Annotated in this window: 14 protein-coding genes; 8 read left to right on the top strand and 6 right to left on the bottom strand. The window is 72.7% G+C overall.

Going from position 1 to position 17,149, the window contains the following annotated elements:
• Positions 1-21: 21 nt before the first annotated feature.
• The 3 genes from ACZ66S_RS28600 to rsmH are packed head-to-tail and all read right to left on the bottom strand — an operon-like array spanning position 22 to position 3,594.
• Positions 22-1,998: a peptidoglycan D,D-transpeptidase FtsI family protein gene (locus ACZ66S_RS28600; protein WP_469904419.1), complete on the bottom strand. Its 1,977-nt coding sequence runs from the start codon at positions 1,996-1,998 to the stop codon at positions 22-24.
• 5 nt (positions 1,999-2,003) lie between these two features.
• Positions 2,004-2,579: a cell division protein FtsL gene (ftsL, locus tag ACZ66S_RS28595; protein ID WP_469904418.1), complete on the bottom strand. Its 576-nt coding sequence runs from the start codon at positions 2,577-2,579 to the stop codon at positions 2,004-2,006.
• Positions 2,580-2,637: 58 nt separating this feature from the next.
• Positions 2,638-3,594, bottom strand: coding sequence for a 16S rRNA (cytosine(1402)-N(4))-methyltransferase RsmH (rsmH, locus tag ACZ66S_RS28590; protein ID WP_469904417.1), 957 nt, complete (start codon positions 3,592-3,594; stop codon positions 2,638-2,640).
• Between the two features lie 438 nt (positions 3,595-4,032).
• On the opposite strand from rsmH, the gene ACZ66S_RS28585 reads away from it, so the two are divergent.
• The 4 genes from ACZ66S_RS28585 (at position 4,033) to ACZ66S_RS28570 (ending at position 9,619) form a co-directional block, all read left to right on the top strand.
• Complete coding sequence (locus ACZ66S_RS28585) at positions 4,033-4,575, top strand: beta-class carbonic anhydrase (RefSeq protein ID WP_469904416.1); 543 nt, start codon at positions 4,033-4,035, stop codon at positions 4,573-4,575.
• 240 nt (positions 4,576-4,815) lie between these two features.
• Positions 4,816-5,850, top strand: a complete 1,035-nt coding sequence (locus ACZ66S_RS28580; RefSeq protein ID WP_469904415.1) for an AAA family ATPase — start codon at positions 4,816-4,818, stop codon at positions 5,848-5,850.
• Entirely contained in the window at positions 5,850-7,214 is a 1,365-nt protein-coding gene (locus tag ACZ66S_RS28575; protein WP_469904414.1) for a DUF58 domain-containing protein, read from the top strand. Before ACZ66S_RS28580 ends, ACZ66S_RS28575 begins: the two co-directional genes overlap by 1 nt.
• Positions 7,211-9,619: a transglutaminase TgpA family protein gene (locus tag ACZ66S_RS28570; RefSeq protein ID WP_469904728.1), complete on the top strand. Its 2,409-nt coding sequence runs from the start codon at positions 7,211-7,213 to the stop codon at positions 9,617-9,619. The genes ACZ66S_RS28575 and ACZ66S_RS28570 overlap by 4 nt, the downstream gene beginning before the upstream one ends.
• 183 nt (positions 9,620-9,802) lie before the next feature.
• Here the strand turns inward: ACZ66S_RS28570 and ACZ66S_RS28565 are convergent, their stop codons facing one another.
• From ACZ66S_RS28565 to ACZ66S_RS28555, 3 genes are all read right to left on the bottom strand, one after another.
• Positions 9,803-10,198 carry a DUF3040 domain-containing protein gene (locus tag ACZ66S_RS28565; RefSeq protein WP_053846972.1) on the bottom strand — a complete coding sequence of 132 codons (396 nt, stop codon included), beginning with the start codon at positions 10,196-10,198 and terminating at the stop codon, positions 9,803-9,805.
• A 277-nt stretch (positions 10,199-10,475) separates the two neighbouring features.
• Positions 10,476-11,246 (bottom strand): methyltransferase, encoded by a 771-nt coding sequence (locus ACZ66S_RS28560; protein WP_469904413.1) that lies wholly within the window; start codon positions 11,244-11,246, stop codon positions 10,476-10,478.
• A gap of 620 nt (positions 11,247-11,866) precedes the next feature.
• Complete coding sequence (locus ACZ66S_RS28555) at positions 11,867-12,436, bottom strand: SAV_6107 family HEPN domain-containing protein (protein ID WP_469904412.1); 570 nt, start codon at positions 12,434-12,436, stop codon at positions 11,867-11,869.
• 180 nt (positions 12,437-12,616) lie between these two features.
• Between ACZ66S_RS28555 and ACZ66S_RS28550 the strand changes: the two genes are divergently transcribed.
• From ACZ66S_RS28550 to ACZ66S_RS28535, 4 genes are all read left to right on the top strand, one after another.
• The gene (locus ACZ66S_RS28550) at positions 12,617-13,372 is read left to right on the top strand and encodes an ATP-binding cassette domain-containing protein (RefSeq protein ID WP_469904411.1); all 756 of its coding nucleotides are present in this window, start codon (positions 12,617-12,619) and stop codon (positions 13,370-13,372) included.
• Positions 13,344-15,428 carry a YhgE/Pip family protein gene (locus tag ACZ66S_RS28545; protein ID WP_469904410.1) on the top strand — a complete coding sequence of 695 codons (2,085 nt, stop codon included), beginning with the start codon at positions 13,344-13,346 and terminating at the stop codon, positions 15,426-15,428. The genes ACZ66S_RS28550 and ACZ66S_RS28545 overlap by 29 nt, the downstream gene beginning before the upstream one ends.
• 47 nt (positions 15,429-15,475) lie before the next feature.
• Positions 15,476-16,108, top strand: a complete 633-nt coding sequence (locus tag ACZ66S_RS28540; RefSeq protein ID WP_469904409.1) for a TetR/AcrR family transcriptional regulator — start codon at positions 15,476-15,478, stop codon at positions 16,106-16,108.
• A 385-nt stretch (positions 16,109-16,493) separates the two neighbouring features.
• The gene (locus tag ACZ66S_RS28535; RefSeq protein ID WP_469904408.1) at positions 16,494-17,099 is read left to right on the top strand and encodes a DUF4126 domain-containing protein; all 606 of its coding nucleotides are present in this window, start codon (positions 16,494-16,496) and stop codon (positions 17,097-17,099) included.
• The last annotated feature ends 50 nt before the right edge of the window (positions 17,100-17,149 follow it).

Raw genomic sequence — 17,149 nt, 5'->3', positions numbered from 1 at the left:
CGAGGCCGGCACCCCCGTCGGTCAGGGCGTGTAGGTCACGGGCAGCTTCGCGGCCTTCGCTCCCGTGGGCGGGACCTGGAGGGTCTTCAGGGCGAACTCCATGACCTGCTTGTAGACGGGTCCGCAGATCTGGCCGCCGAAGTAGCTGCCGCTGGTGGCGTTCTGGATGGCGCAGTAGACGGTGATCCGGGGCTTGTCGGCGGGCGCGAACCCGGCGAACGACGACGTGTAGCCCTTGTACTTGCCGGTGGCCGGATCCACACGGTTGGCCGTGCCCGTCTTGCCCGCGACCCGGTAGCCCGGGATGCGCGCCTTGGTGCCGGTGCCCTCCTCGTCGTCCACCACCGACTCCAGCATCTGGGCCAGCGTCTTGGCCGTCCTGGCGCTGATGACCCGTGTCTGCTTGGGCTTCGCGGCGGGCGTGAAGCGTCCGTCGGGCCCCTTGGTGCCGCGGACGAGCGTGGGTTCGACCCGGACGCCGCCGTTGGCGATCGTCGAGTAGACGGACGCGGCCTGCATGGCGTTGAGGGACACGCCCTGGCCGAAAGGAATCGTGTACTGCTGCGAGGTCGACCAGTCCGCGGGCTTGGCGAGGATGCCCGGGGTCTCGCCGGGGAAGTCGAGCCCGGAGTACCGGCCGAGGCCGAACTTGCGCAGGTAGGAGTAGAGGACCTGGTTGGACTGCGCCTGGGTCTTGCCGAGCTGGCCGGTGGCCAGGATGGTGCCGATGTTGCTGGACTTGGCGAGCACGCCGTTGAGCGTGAGGTACCAGGTCTCGTGGTCGATGTCGTCCTTGAAGAGCCGGTCGCCGCGGTGCAGCCGGTTGGGGACGATCACATGCGTCAGCGGGGTCGCCACGCCCTGTTCCAGCACGGCGGCCATCGACATGACCTTGGCGGTGGAACCGGGCTCGTAGGCGTCCTGGAGGGCCGCGTTGCCCATGTTCACCGAGCTCGCCTTCGACAGGTCGTTCGGGTCGAAGCCCGGCGAGTTGGCCATGGCGAGGACCTGGCCGGTCCGGGTGTCCTGCACTATCACGTACCCGCGGTCCGCCTTGGACTCCTTCACCTGGTCGGTGATGGCCTGCTGGGCGGCCCACTGGATGTCGCGGTCGATGGTGAGCTCGACGTCGCTGCCGGGCACCGCGGGGGTCTCGGTGGAGCCCACGGTGGGCACCTGGCGGCCGCCGGACTGGGCGTAGCGGACCTTGCCGTCCTTGCCGGCCAGCAGGGAGTTGAGCTGCTGCTCGACACCGCCGCCGCCCTTGCCGTCGGCGTTGACCCAGCCCAGTATCCCGGCGGCGAGCTCGCCGTTCGGGTACACGCGCTTGGTCGTCGGCACGGACAGCACGCCCGCGAGGACGTTGGCCGTGCCCGGGTCGGTCTCGCTCTTGGTGGCGAGCGCGGACTTCAGGTCCTTGATCTGCTTCCAGACCTGCGGGGTCTGCCGGTTGGCGAGCAGGACGTAGCGGAGCTTCCGGTCCTTGGGCCGCAGCTTCTTGACGAGCGTCTCCTGCTCCTGCCCCAGGATCGGGGCGAGCAGCGCGGCGGCCTGCTCGGGACCGTCGTCGATCTTGAGCTGCTCGCGGGTGAACAGGGTCGGGTCGGCCGTGATGTCGTACGCGTCCTCGCTGGTCGCGAGGGCCACGCCGTCGCGGTCGGTGATCCCGCCGCGCTCGGCGGCCAGCGTGTAGCCGACGTACCGGTTCTGCTCGGCCTTGGCCGCGTACGTGCTCGCGTCGACGGCCTGCACCTGGAGCAGTCGTACGACGAAGGCGGCCAGCACCAGCGTCAGCGCGACGCCGACCAGGCGCAGCCGGGGGCGGGGGCTGCCCAGGCGGATGGTCTTGGGGGCCGCCTGGCGGGGCGCCGACGGGCGGCGGGCCGGGCGGGCGCCGGGGCCCGGGCGCGGTCGGCCGACGGGGCGGCCGGAGCGCTCGGGGCGCGCGGGGCCCGGCACGCGGCGGCGCGGCGGCTGCCTGCCGAAGTCGTCGGACACTTCCGTCACCTGCCGGGGGTCGTGGTCGTGGGGAGCGGGACGTCCGAGGGGACGGCCCCGGGAACCTGTTCGACGGTCTCGGGGGTCGGTACGGCGTCCTCGGCCGGGGTGGTGCCGGCCGTCGCCGTCGGCGCCGGCGTCGCGACGGCCGTGCTGTCGAACGCCTCGGGCGCGAGGACGAGCGGCATCCGGTAGGACAGCGGTTCGGCGTCCCCGGCGGGAGAGGGGACGCCCTTGACGGTGCCGTCGGGGTCGAGGAAGGCCGGGTCGCCGCCGGGGACCATGCCGAGTTCCCGGGCGCGGCGCACCAGGGCGTCGGGCGCGGAGTAGGCGTCGATGTCGCGTTGCAGGGCCTGCTGCTCGTCGGTCAGGCTCTTGGTGTCCTTCTGGAGGTCGCTGAGCTTGAAGGACCCCTCGCTCACCGCGGAGTTCAGCACCAGCAGCCCGATGAGGCCGCCGCCGAGCAGGAGGACCACGAGGAGTACGAAGGGGGTGCGGGCCGCCTGTCCGGGGCTCGCGGTGCCGGGGAGGAGACGTGCGAGACGAGCCGCCCTCCCCCTCAGTTCGGGTTTCCTGCTCACACACCCTCCAGTGAGTCCGGTTCCCCAACCCACTGACGCGGCTCACGCGCCTCACGCATCATTCGATGGACTCCCTGATTCGCTCGGCGCCCCTGCAACGCGCCGGTGCGGCCCGCCGGTTCTCGGCGATCTCTTCCTCGGTGGGAAGTTCGGCACCGCGCGTGAGCAGCTTGAGCCGGGGCTGGTACTGCTCGGGGACGACGGGCAGCCCGGGCGGGGCGGTGTTGGCGGCACCGGCCGCGAAGACCTGCTTGACCAGCCGGTCCTCCAGCGAGTGGTACGACAGCACGGCGATCCGGCCGCCCACCGCGAGCGCCTCCACCGCGGCCGGGATCGCCCGCTCAAGCACGGAGAGCTCGCCGTTGACCTCGATGCGCAGCGCCTGGAAGGTGCGCTTGGCCGGGTTGCCGCCGGTGCGCTTGGCGGCTTGCGGCAGCGAGTCCCGGATCAGCTCGACGAGCCGCGCGCTGTTGGTGAACGGCTCCTTCTCGCGCTCCCGCACGATCGCGGCCACGATCCTCTTGGCCTGCTTCTCCTCGCCGTACGCCCGCAGGATGCGGACGAGCTCGCCCGGCGGATAGGTGTTGAGGACCTCGGCGGCGCTGATGCCGGTCGTCTGGTCCATGCGCATGTCGAGCGGGGCGTCCTGGGCGTAGGCGAAGCCGCGGTCGGCCTCGTCGAGCTGCATGGAGGAGACACCGAGGTCGAAGAGGACGCCCTGCACGCGCGCGATGCCGAGCCGGTCGAGGACGTCCGGGAGTTCGTCGTAGACCGCGTGGACGAGGGTGGCGCGCTCACCGAAGGGCGCGAGCCGCTCGCCGGACAGGCGCAGGGCCTCCTTGTCGCGGTCGAGGGCGACGAGCCGGGCCTCCGGGAACCGCTGGAGCAGGGCCTCGCTGTGGCCGCCGAGACCGAGCGTGCAGTCGACGACCACCGATCCGGGCCGCTCCAGGGCGGGGGCCAACAGGTCCAGGCACCGCTGGAGCATCACCGGGACGTGTCGACTCTGGCTCAAGGGGCCCTCTCAGGTCCGGCGCGGGCCGTACGCACCGCCGGGTCCCCGCCCTGTCCCAGCGAGCTGGGAGGACCCCCGGTGAAGGGGAGGCCTGCCGGCGCCGGAAGCGTCAGCCGACCGGGAGCGGGAGGAGGCCGAGCCGTACGTACGCGCCGCGCACGTGTTGAGACCGTCCGGGCGCGAGCCGGGGCCTCCGGGAGTGTCAGCAGGGAGGCCTCGCCTCCCGCTTCGCGTCACTTTAGTCCACGGTGTCTCGCGGTCAATCAACCGGCCTGCGCGTCGCGCAGCGGCGCGGACCCGACGCACGAAAAGGACGGAAAACACCCGTTCGGGCGCACCCGATCCCCTTGTGGGGTACCTCACACAGAAGGCGTGATGACGCTCTTTTTCCCTTCTCACCGCAGGACCGCGACGCCGGTGACCAGTAACGTCATGGTTATGACGACTTCCGCATCCGTACCCACCGAAGGCGCCATATCCCGCGACGGCGGTGTCACCGACCGCCTGGTCGACGCCAACGAGCGGTACGCCGCCGCGTTCACCGACCCCGGAATGGACGCCCGCCCGGTCCTGCACGTCGCCGTCGTGGCCTGCATGGACGCCCGTCTCGACCTGCACGCCGCGCTCGGCCTGGAGCTCGGCGACTGCCACACCATCCGCAACGCGGGCGGCGTGGTCACCGACGACGTGATCCGCTCCCTCACCATCAGCCAGCGCAAGCTCGGCACCCGCAGCATCGTCCTCATCCACCACACGGGCTGCGGTCTGGAGGCGATCACCGAGGACTTCCGCACCGAGCTGGAGATGGAGGTCGGCCAGCGTCCCGCGTGGGCGGTGGAGGCCTTCCGTGACGTCGACCAGGACGTACGCCAGTCCATGCAGCGGGTGCGCACCTCGCCCTTCCTGCTGCACACCGACGACGTACGCGGCTTCGTGTTCGACGTGAAGACGGGCCTGCTGCGCGAGATCGACCCGGCGTAACGGCCCGCCGGAGCTGTCGTTTCGCTGTTGATTTCGGCCCTCGGGGTACCCAAAACACCGCAAGGCCCGACATAGTGCAGCCAGTTGTCCACAGTCGAGTGACACGAAACGGTAACGGCAGCAAGAATGCGGGTGTGGCGTCACGCGGAACTTTTCGCGCGTGGTGTCCGTGATTCGGGGTGGGCCGGTTACGCATCACAGAGCGTCGGCCCGGAAAGTTTTCGGGCCGAGGAGGGCCGGGTGACCACCTATGACGATCGAGCGAGCCTCACTGATCTGACCGCCGTTGTCGAGCGGGTACGCAGTTCGGTGGAGGGCGTGATCGAGGGGAAGCCCGAGGTCGTTCGGCTTTCACTGACCGTGCTGCTCGCCGAGGGACATCTTCTGATCGAGGATGTCCCCGGTGTCGGCAAGACCATGCTGGCCAAGGCGCTGGCGCGGTCCATCGACTGCTCGGTGCGCCGCATCCAGTTCACCCCCGACCTGCTGCCCTCGGACATCACGGGCGTGTCCATCTGGGACCAGCAGCGCCGGGACTTCGAGTTCAAGCCAGGTGCGATCTTCGCCCAGATCGTGATCGGCGACGAGATCAACCGCGCCTCGCCGAAGACCCAGTCCGCGCTCCTGGAGTCGATGGAGGAGCGCCAGGTCACCATCGACGGACAGACCTACGAGCTGCCCAGCCCCTTCATGGTGGTCGCCACGCAGAACCCGGTCGAGATGGAGGGCACCTACCCGCTGCCCGAGGCCCAGCGCGACCGCTTCATGGCCCGGGTGTCGGTGGGCTACCCCAGCGCCGAGGCCGAGCTGCAGATGCTCGACATCCACGGCGGGGTGAGCCCCCTGGAGGACCTCCAGCCGGTGGCCCACGCGCACGACATCGTCAAGCTCATCGAGGCCGTCCGCGGCGTCCACGTCGCCGAAACGGTCCGGCGGTACGCCGTCGACCTGGTCTCCGCCACCCGCACCCATCCCGACCTCAGACTCGGGGCCTCCCCGCGCGCGACCCTGCACCTGCTGCGCGCCGCCAAGGCCTCCGCCGCCCTCAGCGGCCGCGAGTTCGCCCTGCCGGACGACATCCAGGCACTCGCCGTCGCCGTCCTCGCCCACCGTCTGCTGCCCACCGCCCAGGCCCAGCTCAACCGGCGCACCGCGGAACAGGTCGTGCAGGAGATCCTCCAGCGCACCCCGGTCCCCGCCGCACCCCAGCAGGGCGGGCTCGGGATCGGCCGCACCGCGCCCGCGTACCCGCAGCAGCCGCCGCGGAGCCTGTGATGTCCGGCGGGGTGCCCTCGGCCGGCGGCCCCGAGGCCGACCGCGGCGACAAGGGCGGAATCCGCACCGCACTGGCCGGTCTGACCACCCGGGGCCGCTCCTTCTTCGCCGCGGGCATCGCCGCGGCCGTCTGTGCGTACGTCCTCGGCCAGTCCGACCTGCTGCGGGTCGGCCTGCTGCTGGCCGCACTGCCCCTGGTCTGCGCCACCGTCCTCTACCGCACCCGCTACCGGGTCGCGGGCAGCCGCCGGCTCTCACCCGCGCGCGTGCCCGCCGCCAGCGAGGCCCGGGTCCATCTGCGGATGGACAACGTCTCCCGCCTGCCCACCGGCCTGCTGATGCTCCAGGACCGGGTCCCCTACGTCCTCGGCCCGCGCCCGCGCTTCGTGCTCGACCGCGTGGAGCCGGGCGGCCGCCGCGAGGTCTCCTACCGCGTCCGCTCCGACCTGCGCGGCCGCTACCCGCTGGGCCCCCTCCAGCTCCGCCTGACCGACCCGTTCGGCATGTGCGAGCTGACCCGCTCCTTCTCGACGTACGACACCCTGACCGTGATCCCGCGCGTGGAGGCGCTGCCCCCGGTGCGGCTGAGCGGCGAGGCCAAGGGGTACGGCGACGGACGGCAGCGCTCGCTGGCCCTGGCCGGCGAGGACGACGTGATCCCGCGCGGCTACCGCTACGGCGACGACCTGCGCCGGGTCCACTGGCGCTCCACCGCCCGCTACGGCGAGCTGATGGTCCGGCGCGAGGAGCAGCCCCAGCGGGCCCGCTGCACGGTGCTCCTGGACACCCGGGGCCTCGCCTTCGCGGGCGCGGGCCCGGACTCGGCCTTCGAGTGGGCCGTCTCGGGCGCCGCCTCCGTCCTGGTCCACATGCTCGAACGGGGCTTCTCGGTGAGGCTGCTGACGGACACCGGCAACTCCGTGCCCGGCGAGGGCGCCGACGGGTTCGCGGGGGCGAGCCAGGGGACCGCGGACGCGGCCGGGCTGATGATGGACACGCTCGCGGTGGTCGACCACTCCGACGGCACGGGCCTGTCGCGCGCGTACGACGTGCTGCGCCGCGGGAACGAAGGGCTGCTGGTGGCCTTCTTCGGCGACCTCGACGAGGAGCAGGCCACGGTGGTGGCCAAGATGCGGCAGCGCAGCGGGGGCGCGCTCGCGTTCGTCCTCGACAGCGAACTCTGGGTGCGGGAGCCCTCCGAGGTGCCGGGTGCCCTGGAGGAGCGCGAGGAGCGGCTGCGGATGCTGCGCGAGGCGGGCTGGACGGCACTGGGCGTGCCGCGGGGCGCCTCGCTGGAGGCGCTGTGGCGTCTCGCGGACCGCGAGCGCACGGGCGTGGGCACGGCCGGGGAGGCATCGTGTTGAGCGGCCGGGGACGACTGGCGCTGTGCGCGTGGGCGGCCACGCTGATGGCCGCGTGCGCCCTGCTGCCCCTGGTGGAGCCGGTCACCTGGATCGTGCAGGCCGCCTTCCTGCTCGGCGTGCAGACGGTGGTCGGCGCGGCGACGCGGCGGATCCCGCTGGCCCGTCCGCTGACGGTGGCGGCGCAGGCGCTCGTCACGCTGATGATGCTGACCCTGATCTTCGCCCGCGACCAGGCCTTCCTCGGGCTGTTCCCCGGCCCGGACGCCGTCGTGCACTTCGGGGACCTGCTCCGGCAGGGCGGCGACGACATCGCGCGGTACGCGATCCCGGCGCCCCTGGCCTCCGAGGGCATCAAGCTGATGGTCTTCGGCGGTGTCCTGGTCGTCGGTCTCGTGGTGGACACCCTCGCGGTGACCTTCCGCAGCGCGGCCCCGGCGGGTCTGCCGCTGCTCGCGCTGTACTCCGTCGCCGCGGGGCTGTCGGAGGGCCACGGCGACTGGTTCTGGTTCCTGGTCGCGGCCGTCGGCTACCTGATGCTGCTGCTGGCCGAGGGGCGCGACCGGCTCTCGCAGTGGGGCCGCGTCTTCGGCGGGGCGTCCCGCTCCCCCGGCGTCGACTCCGGGCCCGTGGCACCGGTGCGCACCGGCCGCCGGATCGGGGTGGCGAGCCTCGGCATCGCCCTCGTGGTGTCGGCCGGCCTGCCCTCGATGAACGGCGGCCTCCTGGACGCCACCGGAGCGGGCGTGGGCGCGGGCAACGGCAGCGGGGGCACGATCTCCGCGGTGAACCCGCTGCTCTCGCTGCGCGACAGCCTGAACGTCGACGAGGACCGCCAGGTCCTGTCCGTGCGCACGCAGAGCAACGACACCGCCGACCTGTACCTGCGGATCGTATCCCTGGACGACTTCGACGGCCGGACCTGGAAGCCGTCCAAGCGGTCCATCGGCGCCGTGCCGAGGGACTTCCCGACCCCGATCGGCCTCGGCGCCGACGTCCGGCGCACCGAGGTCGAGACGACCATCTCGGCGGCGAACTGGTACGAGCAGAGCTATCTGCCCATGCCGTACCCGCCCAGTGGCGTCCAGGTCCGCGGCAACTGGCGCTACGAACCCGAGGGCATGGCGCTCGTCGGCGACCACGGGCAGAGCACGCGCGGGCTGACGTACGACGTGAAGAGCCTGGACGTGCAGCCGACGGCCGAGCAGCTCGCCGCGGCGCCGGCCGCGCCCCCGGCCATCGAGCGCGAGTACACCGACCTGCCCGACTCGCTGCCGGAGGTGGTGGCCAAGACCGCCCGCGAGGTCACCGCGGGCGCGAAGAACCCCTACGAGCAGGCGGTCGACCTCCAGGACTACTTCGCGATCAACGGCGGCTTCGAGTACGACACCCAGGTGGAGGTCGGTGACGGGCCCAACGCCATCGCCAACTTCCTGCGGGACAAGCAGGGCTTCTGCGTCCACTTCTCCTTCGCCATGGCGGCGATGGCCCGCTCCCTGGGCATCCCGGCCCGGGTCGCGGTGGGCTTCGCGCCGGGCACCCCGCAGGCGGACGGCTCGGTGTCGGTGGGGCTCAAGGACGCCCACGCCTGGCCCGAGCTGTACTTCGAGGGGGTGGGATGGACCCGCTTCGAGCCCACCCCGACCCGGGGCACGGTCCCCTCGTACACCATCCCGGACGCCGGCGGCAGTGTGGACCCCGGTGTGGCGCGGCCCTCCGCGGGGTCGTCCACGGCGCCGTCCGCCTCGCCCTCCGCGAGCGAGAGCTGCGCGCCCCAGTTGCGGAAGCTGGAGGCGTGCGACAGCGCGTCCCCGGCGGCCGCGGCGGCCAAGGACGGCGGCGGCCCCTGGTGGGCCGTACAGGGCTCCTGGTGGTACCTGAAGCTGCTGCTCTGGGTGCTCCTCGGACTGGCCGTGCTCGCGGTCCCGCTGGCGCCGATGCTGTGGCGGCTGCGCACCCGTTCGGTACGTCTGGGCGGGCACGGCCGCAGTGACGCGGACGCCGCCGCGCACACCCTGGCGGTCTGGCAGGAGCTGACCGACACGGCGTGGGACTTCGGGATCGCGCCGGACGACTCGCAGACCCCGCGCAGGGCGGCCGCGCGGATCGTACGGCTCGGGCATCTCGACCCGGCGGTCGCGGCCTCGGTGCACCGGGTGGCGGACGCCGTGGAGCAGGTGCTCTACGCCCCGCGCCCCCGGCTGACGGCCGGCCTCGCGCAGGACGTCCACCGGGTGATCGGCGGCCTGAGGGGTTCGGTCAGCCGGCTCACGCGGGTGCGGGCGCTGGTCGCCCCGCGTTCCACCGCGCGGGCGGCCTGGGCGGTCTCGGAGTGGTGGGCGGGGGTCAGGACCCGCCTTGCGGCGGCCCGGCCGACGCTGCGCAAACCGTCCGGTCAGCAAGGCTGAGAAACGCCGCCCCGCGTGCGGCGGCACAACCGTGGCCCGGGCCTCTCGGAGGCCCGGGCTACGGTGCTGCGCGGGGTGGGAGCGCCCTGGGGGACGTGTCGGCCAGGGCTTCAGGACATGCGTGAGGGGGTGAGCACCCGATCGAGTGCTCACCCCCTCAGAACATCTGTGAGAGCCGGGGTGCTACTGGCCGCCCTGCTCGTCGCGGCGCTTCTGCCAGCGCTGCTCGATCCGGTCCATCATCGAGCGCTTCTGCCGTCCCTGGCGACGGGCGTGCGGGGCGCCAGCGGCGGGCTGCTCGCCCGGTTTGGGGGCCTTGCGCCAGCCGGTCACGGCGAGCACCGCGCACCCCAGCATGACGAGGAAGCCCACCACGCTGAGCCACACCTGCTTGGCGACCATACCGGCCATGAGGAGCGCGATACCCACGAGGAAGCCGGCGACCGCCTGGTAGACCCGCCGCCGGGTGTACGTACGCAGCCCGCTTCCCTCGAGCGCCGACGCGAACTTGGGATCTTCGGCGTACAGCGCTCGCTCCATCTGCTCGAGCATGCGCTGCTCGTGCTCCGAGAGCGGCACGGAGTCCTCCTCATCGTGCAGTCGCCGGGGCGACTCGGGGGGTCCCTTCAGGATAGGCAGGGAATCGCCCCCGTGAAACCCGCCCCTCTGCGCCAATTGGCCAACCGGATTCCGCCATGAACGCTCCGGCTGCTGAATCTTGTCATTCCCCAGCGGCCGTCCCGTCATGCCGGGCGGTCTCCCTCGATCATACGGCGCTGGAGGCGCGATCGGGGGGCCTGTGGCGTACTCCATGTGCCGTCAAGTACCTGATCAGCACTCCGGCACAGGGGGCGACTCAGGCCCCTGCGGCCTCTCGTGTCTCACCCAGCACATGGAGCTGTGTGGCCACGGAGTGGAAGGCGGCGAGCTCGGCGGCCGCTTCCTCCAGCTTCAGCAGGGCCTCCAGGGCACCGGGCTCGGTGTCCACGAGCACACCGGGGACGAGGTCGGCGAAGACCCGTACGCCGTGCACGGCGCCCACGGTGAGGCCCGCGCCCTCGACGAGCGCGGTGAGCTGGTCGGCGGTGAAGCGACGCGGGACGGGGTCGCCGTCGCCCCAGCGGCCGTTCGGGTCACCGAGGGCCTGCCGGGCCTCCTTGAAGTGGCCGGCGAGGGCCCGCGCGAGCACGGCACCGCCGAGGCCGGCGGCGAGCAGGCTGAGGACGCCCTCGGGGCGCAGGGCGGCCACCACGTTGCGCACGCCCTCGGCCGGGTCGTCCACGTACTCCAGGACGCCGTGGCACAGCACCACGTCGTAGGCACCGCGCTCGGCCACGTCGAAGAGGCCGTGGGCGTCTCCCTGGACGCCCCGCACCCGGTCGGCGACGCCGGCCTCGGCGGCCCGGCGCTCCAGCGCGAACAGCGCGTTGGGGCTGGGGTCGACGACGGTCACCTGGTGGCCGAGGCGGGCGACGGGCACCGCGAAGTTGCCGCTGCCGCCTCCGGTGTCGAGGACGTCCAGCGCCTGCCGTCCCGTGGCCTTGACCCGGCGGTCGAGGGCGTCCTGGAGGACGTCCCAGACCACGGCGGTACGGAGGGAGGCGCGGGGTCGCAGCGGGTCCGACACGACAGTTGACTCCTCGGCGCAAAAGGGAAGGCTTCAGGCGCCCTCCACCCTATTGCCTCCGGTACCCCACCTGGTCACTCCGGTGCCGCGCCCGGCCGCTCGTCTCGTACGACGGACTCCGGAGAACCCTGACGGACCGCGCAGAACCCGGACGCACCCTGGTGGTCCGGCGGAGCCGAGTGGTCCCGACGGACCCGGGTGGTCCCGGCGGGCCCAGTTGGCCGATGGCGGACTCCGGCGACCCAGCAGGTCCCGGCGGACCCAGCAGGTCCCGGCGGACCCAGGTGGTCCCGGGCGAACCCTCGTGGGTCCGACGGCCTCAGGTGGCCGATGGCTCCGACGGACCTGGTGGTCCCCGGCGGACCCAGTTGGCCCCGGCGGCCCAGGTGATTTTGGCGGACCCAGTTGGCCTCGGCGGACCCAGGAGGTCCCGGCGGACCCAACGGTCCCGGCGGACCCGGAAGTCGAGATGCGGTACCCGGCGGCGGCGAGTCCGCCCGCCCGCCGATCACGGTGGTCCCGGGCGGTCCCGGCGGACCCAGGGGTCCCGGGTGGACCTGGATGTCCCGGCGGACCCGGCGGACCCGGCGGACCCAAGGAACCATGGCGCGGCGCGCCGGTCACCCGGCGTCCGGGTAGTCGCGGTCGGTGCCGCGGCCGGTCTCCTCCGGGGCCTCCGCGTCCTGGCGCGGCTGCGGCAGGACCGGCTGGAGGACCAGCATCCGCTCGACGAGGCGCAGGAACATCGCCACGTCGCGTATGAGGTCGTCCGCGTCCCGGCGGCTCGCCGCGCCCTGGATGCCCGCCTCGGCCCGGGCCCGACGCCGGGCCCCGGAGGCGAACAGCGCGCTCCACTCGGTGAGCTCGGGCGCGATCTCGGGGAGCACTTCCCAGGCGCTCCGGATCTTGGCGCGGCGTCGGGGCGTGGGCTCCGGGCGCCCCCGGGCGGCGAGCACGGCGGCCGCGGTGCGCAGGGCGGCGAGATGGGCGGTCGCATAGCGCTCGTTCGGCGTCTCCAGCGCCGAGGCCTCGTCCAGGCCGGCGCGGGCCTGGGCGAGCAGGTCGAGGGCGGCGGGCGGGGCCGTCGCCCGGCGCAGCACGGGGTGCACGTCGCTCGCCGGGCCGGTCAGTGAGGGGGCAGGGCCGGTGGCGCGGCGCCGACGGGCGGCGGCTGCGTGATAGCTGGCCATGACGAACCTCCTGTCGTCTGGTTGACGGCAGCTCCCGCTACGGAGTGCCGTATGTGCCCATCGTGAGGTATGCCACTGACAATCCGTTCTGACCTGGGCTTTTGCTTCGATCGAAAGTTCGGGCTACTTTTTGCACTGACCAGTCAGTTCAAAAAGTTCGCGATTCAAGAAGATCAGGGGGTGGCCGTGGACGGAGTCGCTGTCACGGCCGAGGGGTTCGGCCTGAAGGGGCCTCGCGGCTGGGCGTTCCGCGGGATCGACCTCGCCGCGGAGCCCGGTGCGCTGATCGCCGTGGTGGGACCCTCGGGGTCCGGCCGTACGAGCCTGCTGCTCGCGCTGACCGGGCGGATGAGGGCCACCGAGGGGACGGCGACCGTGGGCGGGGCCCGGCTGCCGAAGCAGCTCGCGGCGGTGCGCCGGTTCAGCGCGCCGGCGAACGTCGACGGCGTCACCGACCTCGACCCGGCCCTGACCGTCGGCGAGCACCTGCGCGAACGGGCGCTGCTGCAGAGCCGGTTCGGGGACTCCGTGCGCGCCCTGCTGCGGTCGCGCGAGGAGCGGACGGCCGCGGCGAGGCTGCGAATCGACACCGCGCTGACGGCCGCCGGGCTCGACATCGACGCGCTGCCCAAGGGCGCGCGGACCGCCGTACGCGATCTGGAACGCCTGGAGGCCCTGCGGCTGTCGATCGCCCTCGCGCTGATCGGCCGGCCCCGGCTGCTGGCCGTCGACGACCTGGACCTGAAGCTGTCGGACGCCGAACGCACCGAGGCCTGGGAGCCGCTCAGGTCCCTCGCCGCGGCCGGGACCACGGTCGTGGCGGTGTGCAGCGAGGCCCCCGAGGACGCCGTGACCGTGTCCACGCGGCCGGAGGCCGGGACGGACGAGACCAGTGAGGAGACGACCGATGCGTTCGCCGAGACTGGCCGCGCTTGAGCTGCGCCGCTTCGGCAGGGGGAAACTGCCGCGCGCGGCCCTGGTGGCCCTGCTGGTGCTGCCCCTGCTGTACGGCGCCCTGTACCTGTGGTCCTTCTGGGACCCGTACGGCCGTCTGGACCGCATCCCCGTCGCCCTCGTGAACGACGACAAGGGAGCCACCGCCGACGGCAGGCGACTGACCGCGGGCGACGACCTCACCAAGGGGCTGCGCGAGAGCGACACCTTCGACTGGCACGAGGTGGACGCCGCCGAGGCGCGCGAGGGCGTCGAGGACGGCACCTATTACCTGTCGCTCACCATGCCGGCCGACCTCAGCCGGCGGATCGCCTCCAGCGCGGGCGACTCCCCCGAGACCGGCGCGCTCCAGGTCCGTACGAACGACTCCAACAACTACATCGTCGGGCAGATCTCGCGGACGGTGTTCGCCGAGGTGCGCCAGGCCGCGTCCACCAAGGCGTCGCGGTCCTTCCTGGACCGGATCTTCATCTCCTTCTCCGACATCCACGGCGCAACGGTGAAGGCCGCGAACGGCGCCGACGACCTGGAGGGCGGCATCGGCAAGGCCGAGAAGGGGTCCCAGGACCTCGCCGCGGGCCTGAAGCAGGCCCAGGCGGGCAGCGGCAGGCTCGCCGACGGGCTGGCGAGGCTCGACACCGGCTCGCGGGACCTCGCGGACGGCGCCCGGCAGGTCGCCGTCGGCACCCAGAGCCTCGCCGAGAAGGTCCACGGGCTCGCGGGCAGGGCGGGCCCCTTCCTCAAGGACAACGAGAAGACCATCGGCGACACCGCGCGGCTGGTCGCCGACTCCGCCGTGGCCGTGCGGCACAACCTCGACACCCTGGTGAGGACCGCCCCGGCGGCCGCCGAAGGAGCGCACAAGGCCTCCCAGACGCTCGACGCCGTCTACAGGACGCGCTGCACGGACCCGGTGCTGCCGGACCCGGCCTGCGCCGACCTGAAGAAGGCCCGGCAGGCGGCCGCCGACGTGGCGCGGGTCGCCGACGACGTCAACGCCCTGGTCGCCGACCAGGACGGCGACCTGAAGCAGCTCGACGGCCGACTCGCCACCCTCCAGGAGCAGGCCCGGGCCCTCGCCGAGCGGGCGCCCCGCCTCTCCGAGGACCTCGACGACGCCGTGGCGAAGATCAACGAGCTGAACCGGGGCGCCGGCAAGGTCGCCGCGGGCGCCAGGACGCTGCACTCCGGCCTCGGCACCGCGAGGACCGGCGCACAGGACCTGGACGAGGGTGTCGGCAGGCTCAGGACCGGCGCCGACACCCTGAGCGGCGGCATGTACAAGCTCGCCGACGGCTCCGGGAAGCTCTCCGAAGGGCTGCACGACGGCGCCTCGCGGATCCCCGACTACGACAAGAAGGACCGCGACCGGCGCACCGACGTGATGTCCGACCCGGTCCAACTGGTCTCCAAGGACCTCCACAAGGCACCGAACTACGGCACCGGGTTCGCCCCGTACTTCATCCCGCTGTCCCTGTGGGTGGGCGCGATGGTGGCGTACATGCTGATCACCCCGATGAACCGGCGTGCCCTCGCCGCCGGTGCCGCGGCCTGGCGGATCGCGCTGGCGGGCTGGCTGCCCGTGGTGGCGATCGGGGTGCTGCAGACGGTGGCCCTGATGTCGGTGCTGCACTGGGCGATCGGCCTCCGGATGGCGCGGGCTGCCGGGACCGTGGGCTTCCTGTTCCTGGTGACGGCCTGCTTCGCGGCGATCGTGCAGTGGCTGAACGCGCGCTTCGGGGCGGCGGGTCGGATCCTCGTCCTCGCCCTCCTGATGCTCCAGCTCACCTCCGCAGGCGGCACCTACCCCGTCCAGACCAGCCCGGGCTTCTTCAACGCGCTCCACCCCTTCCTGCCGATGAGCTACGTCGTCGAGGCCCTGCGCAGGCTCATCACGGGGGGCGGGCTCACTCCGGTGTGGCACGCGTGCGTGGTGCTCCTCGCCTTCACCGCGGGCGCCCTCGCGCTGACCGCCCTCTCGGCCCGCCGCCGGCAGGTGTGGACGCTGGACCGGCTGCACCCGGAGCTGACCCTGTGAGCCCTTCCGCCACCTCGGGGGCGGTCTCGCCTGTGAGAATCAGGACCATGGAAAGCAGCAGCGCCCCGGCGGGCTTCAGCACACGCCGCGAGGCCACCCGGCAGAAGCTCTACGAGGCGGCCGTCACGCTCATCGCCGAGCAGGGCTTCTCCGCCACCACGGTCGACGAGATCGCCGAGCGCGCCGGAGTCGCGAAGGGCACGGTCTACTACAACTTCGCGAGCAAGTCCGTCCTCTTCGAGGAGTTGCTGCGGCACGGCGTGGGTCTGCTCACCGCCTCGCTGCGGGAGGCGGCGGAGGCGACGGCCCGCGCGGGCGGCGGCAAGGTGGACGCCCTGGACGCGATGATCCGCGCGGGTCTCGTCTTCATCGACCGCTACCCGGCGTTCACCCAGCTCTACGTCGCCGAGCTGTGGCGCACCAACAGGGCCTGGCAGTCCACGCTCATGGTGGTCCGTCAGCAGGCCGTGGCGGTCGTGGAGGACGTGCTGCGCGAGGGCGTGGAGAACGGCGAGTTCAGCGACGAGATCGACGTCCCGCTGACCGCGGCCGCCCTGGTCGGCATGGTCCTGGTGGCCGCCCTGGACTGGCAGTCCTTCCAGCCCGAGCGCTCCCTGGACGACGTGCACGCGGCGCTGTCACGGCTGTTGCAGGGGCGGGTGAGCGGGCGCAGGGGCTGAGCCGGGAGACACGCGAAAGCGCCGGTCCGTCGTGGCCGCGTCCCCCGCGGGCCACCTCGAACCGGCGCCTTCTCCCCCGTACCCCCCGTGTGCCCCCCGTCCCCCCGTTGGGCCCCCGTTCGGTCGTTCCCCCGCTCTCCGGGTTCCCCCGTGCCTCGCTCCCGCCGACCTCGGTCGGCGGAAGGAGCGGGTCCGGGGCGGCTCCGTTCCGGCGCCCCGTGTCGCCGGTGCCGGAGCCGTTCCCCTTCGCCGTGCCTCCACTCTCTCGTTCACGCAGGTCGGGGCCCATCCGCGCGCGTACTCATCTAGGCCCCTAGGTACGGATACTCAGGCTTGGGCACTCAACCCCAGGACGGCCTGTGGCGGACTGGTTACGATCGCGTCCGTGTCCGTACTCCCCTTGGTGTTCACCAGTGGCTGGGCCAGCGGCGTCAACGCGTACGCGGTGGTGCTGCTGCTCGGCGTGTTCGGCGCGACGGGGCTGAGCGACGACGTCCCCGAGACCCTCCAGCGGCCTGAGGTGCTCGTCGTGGCCGGGGTGCTGTTCCTGTGCGAGGCGGTCGCCGACAAGATCCCGTACGTCGACTCGGCGTGGGACTCCGTGCACACCGTGGTCCGGCCGGTCGCCGGCGCCTGGGTGGGGGCGCTGCTCGCGGGGCAGAGCGGTTCGCTCAACGACGTGGTCGCGGGCCTGGTGGGCGGCTCGACGGCGCTGGCGAGCCACGCGGTCAAGGCGGGCACGAGAATGGCCGTCAACACCTCCCCGGAGCCCTTCAGCAACATCGCCCTGAGCCTGGCGGAGGACCTCGGCGTGGCCGGCGTCGTCACGTTCGCGGTGTTCCACCCCGAGGCGGCGGCGATCATCGCGGGCACACTGCTGGTGGCGGGCTTGGCGGTGCTGTACTTCCTGATCTCCCGGATCCGCAGATTCCGCAGACGCAGGGCCCAGCGCCGCGAGGAGAGACGACTGGCGGCGCGACCCCCTGCCTAGAGGGAATCCCGCGGCCACCACCCGACCGGACTGTCAGTGGTGGCCGATAA

This window comes from Streptomyces sp. NPDC107471 (assembly GCF_055582845.1).
The sequence above is the reverse complement of the archived record's forward strand: the minus strand, read 5'-3'. Positions and strand labels throughout refer to the sequence as shown.

Bases quoted from the DNA above. Each gene is read 5' to 3' on its own strand.
- ACZ66S_RS28575 (WP_469904414.1), top strand. From the start codon at position 5,850: ATGTCCGGCGGGGTGCCCTCGGCCGGCGGCCCCGAGGCCGACCGCGGC.
- ACZ66S_RS28540 (WP_469904409.1), top strand. From the start codon at position 15,476: ATGGAAAGCAGCAGCGCCCCGGCGGGCTTCAGCACACGCCGCGAGGCC.
- ACZ66S_RS28555 (WP_469904412.1), bottom strand. From the start codon at position 12,436: ATGGCCAGCTATCACGCAGCCGCCGCCCGTCGGCGCCGCGCCACCGGC.
- ACZ66S_RS28545 (WP_469904410.1), top strand. From the start codon at position 13,344: ATGCGTTCGCCGAGACTGGCCGCGCTTGAGCTGCGCCGCTTCGGCAGG.
- ACZ66S_RS28585 (WP_469904416.1), top strand. From the start codon at position 4,033: ATGACGACTTCCGCATCCGTACCCACCGAAGGCGCCATATCCCGCGAC.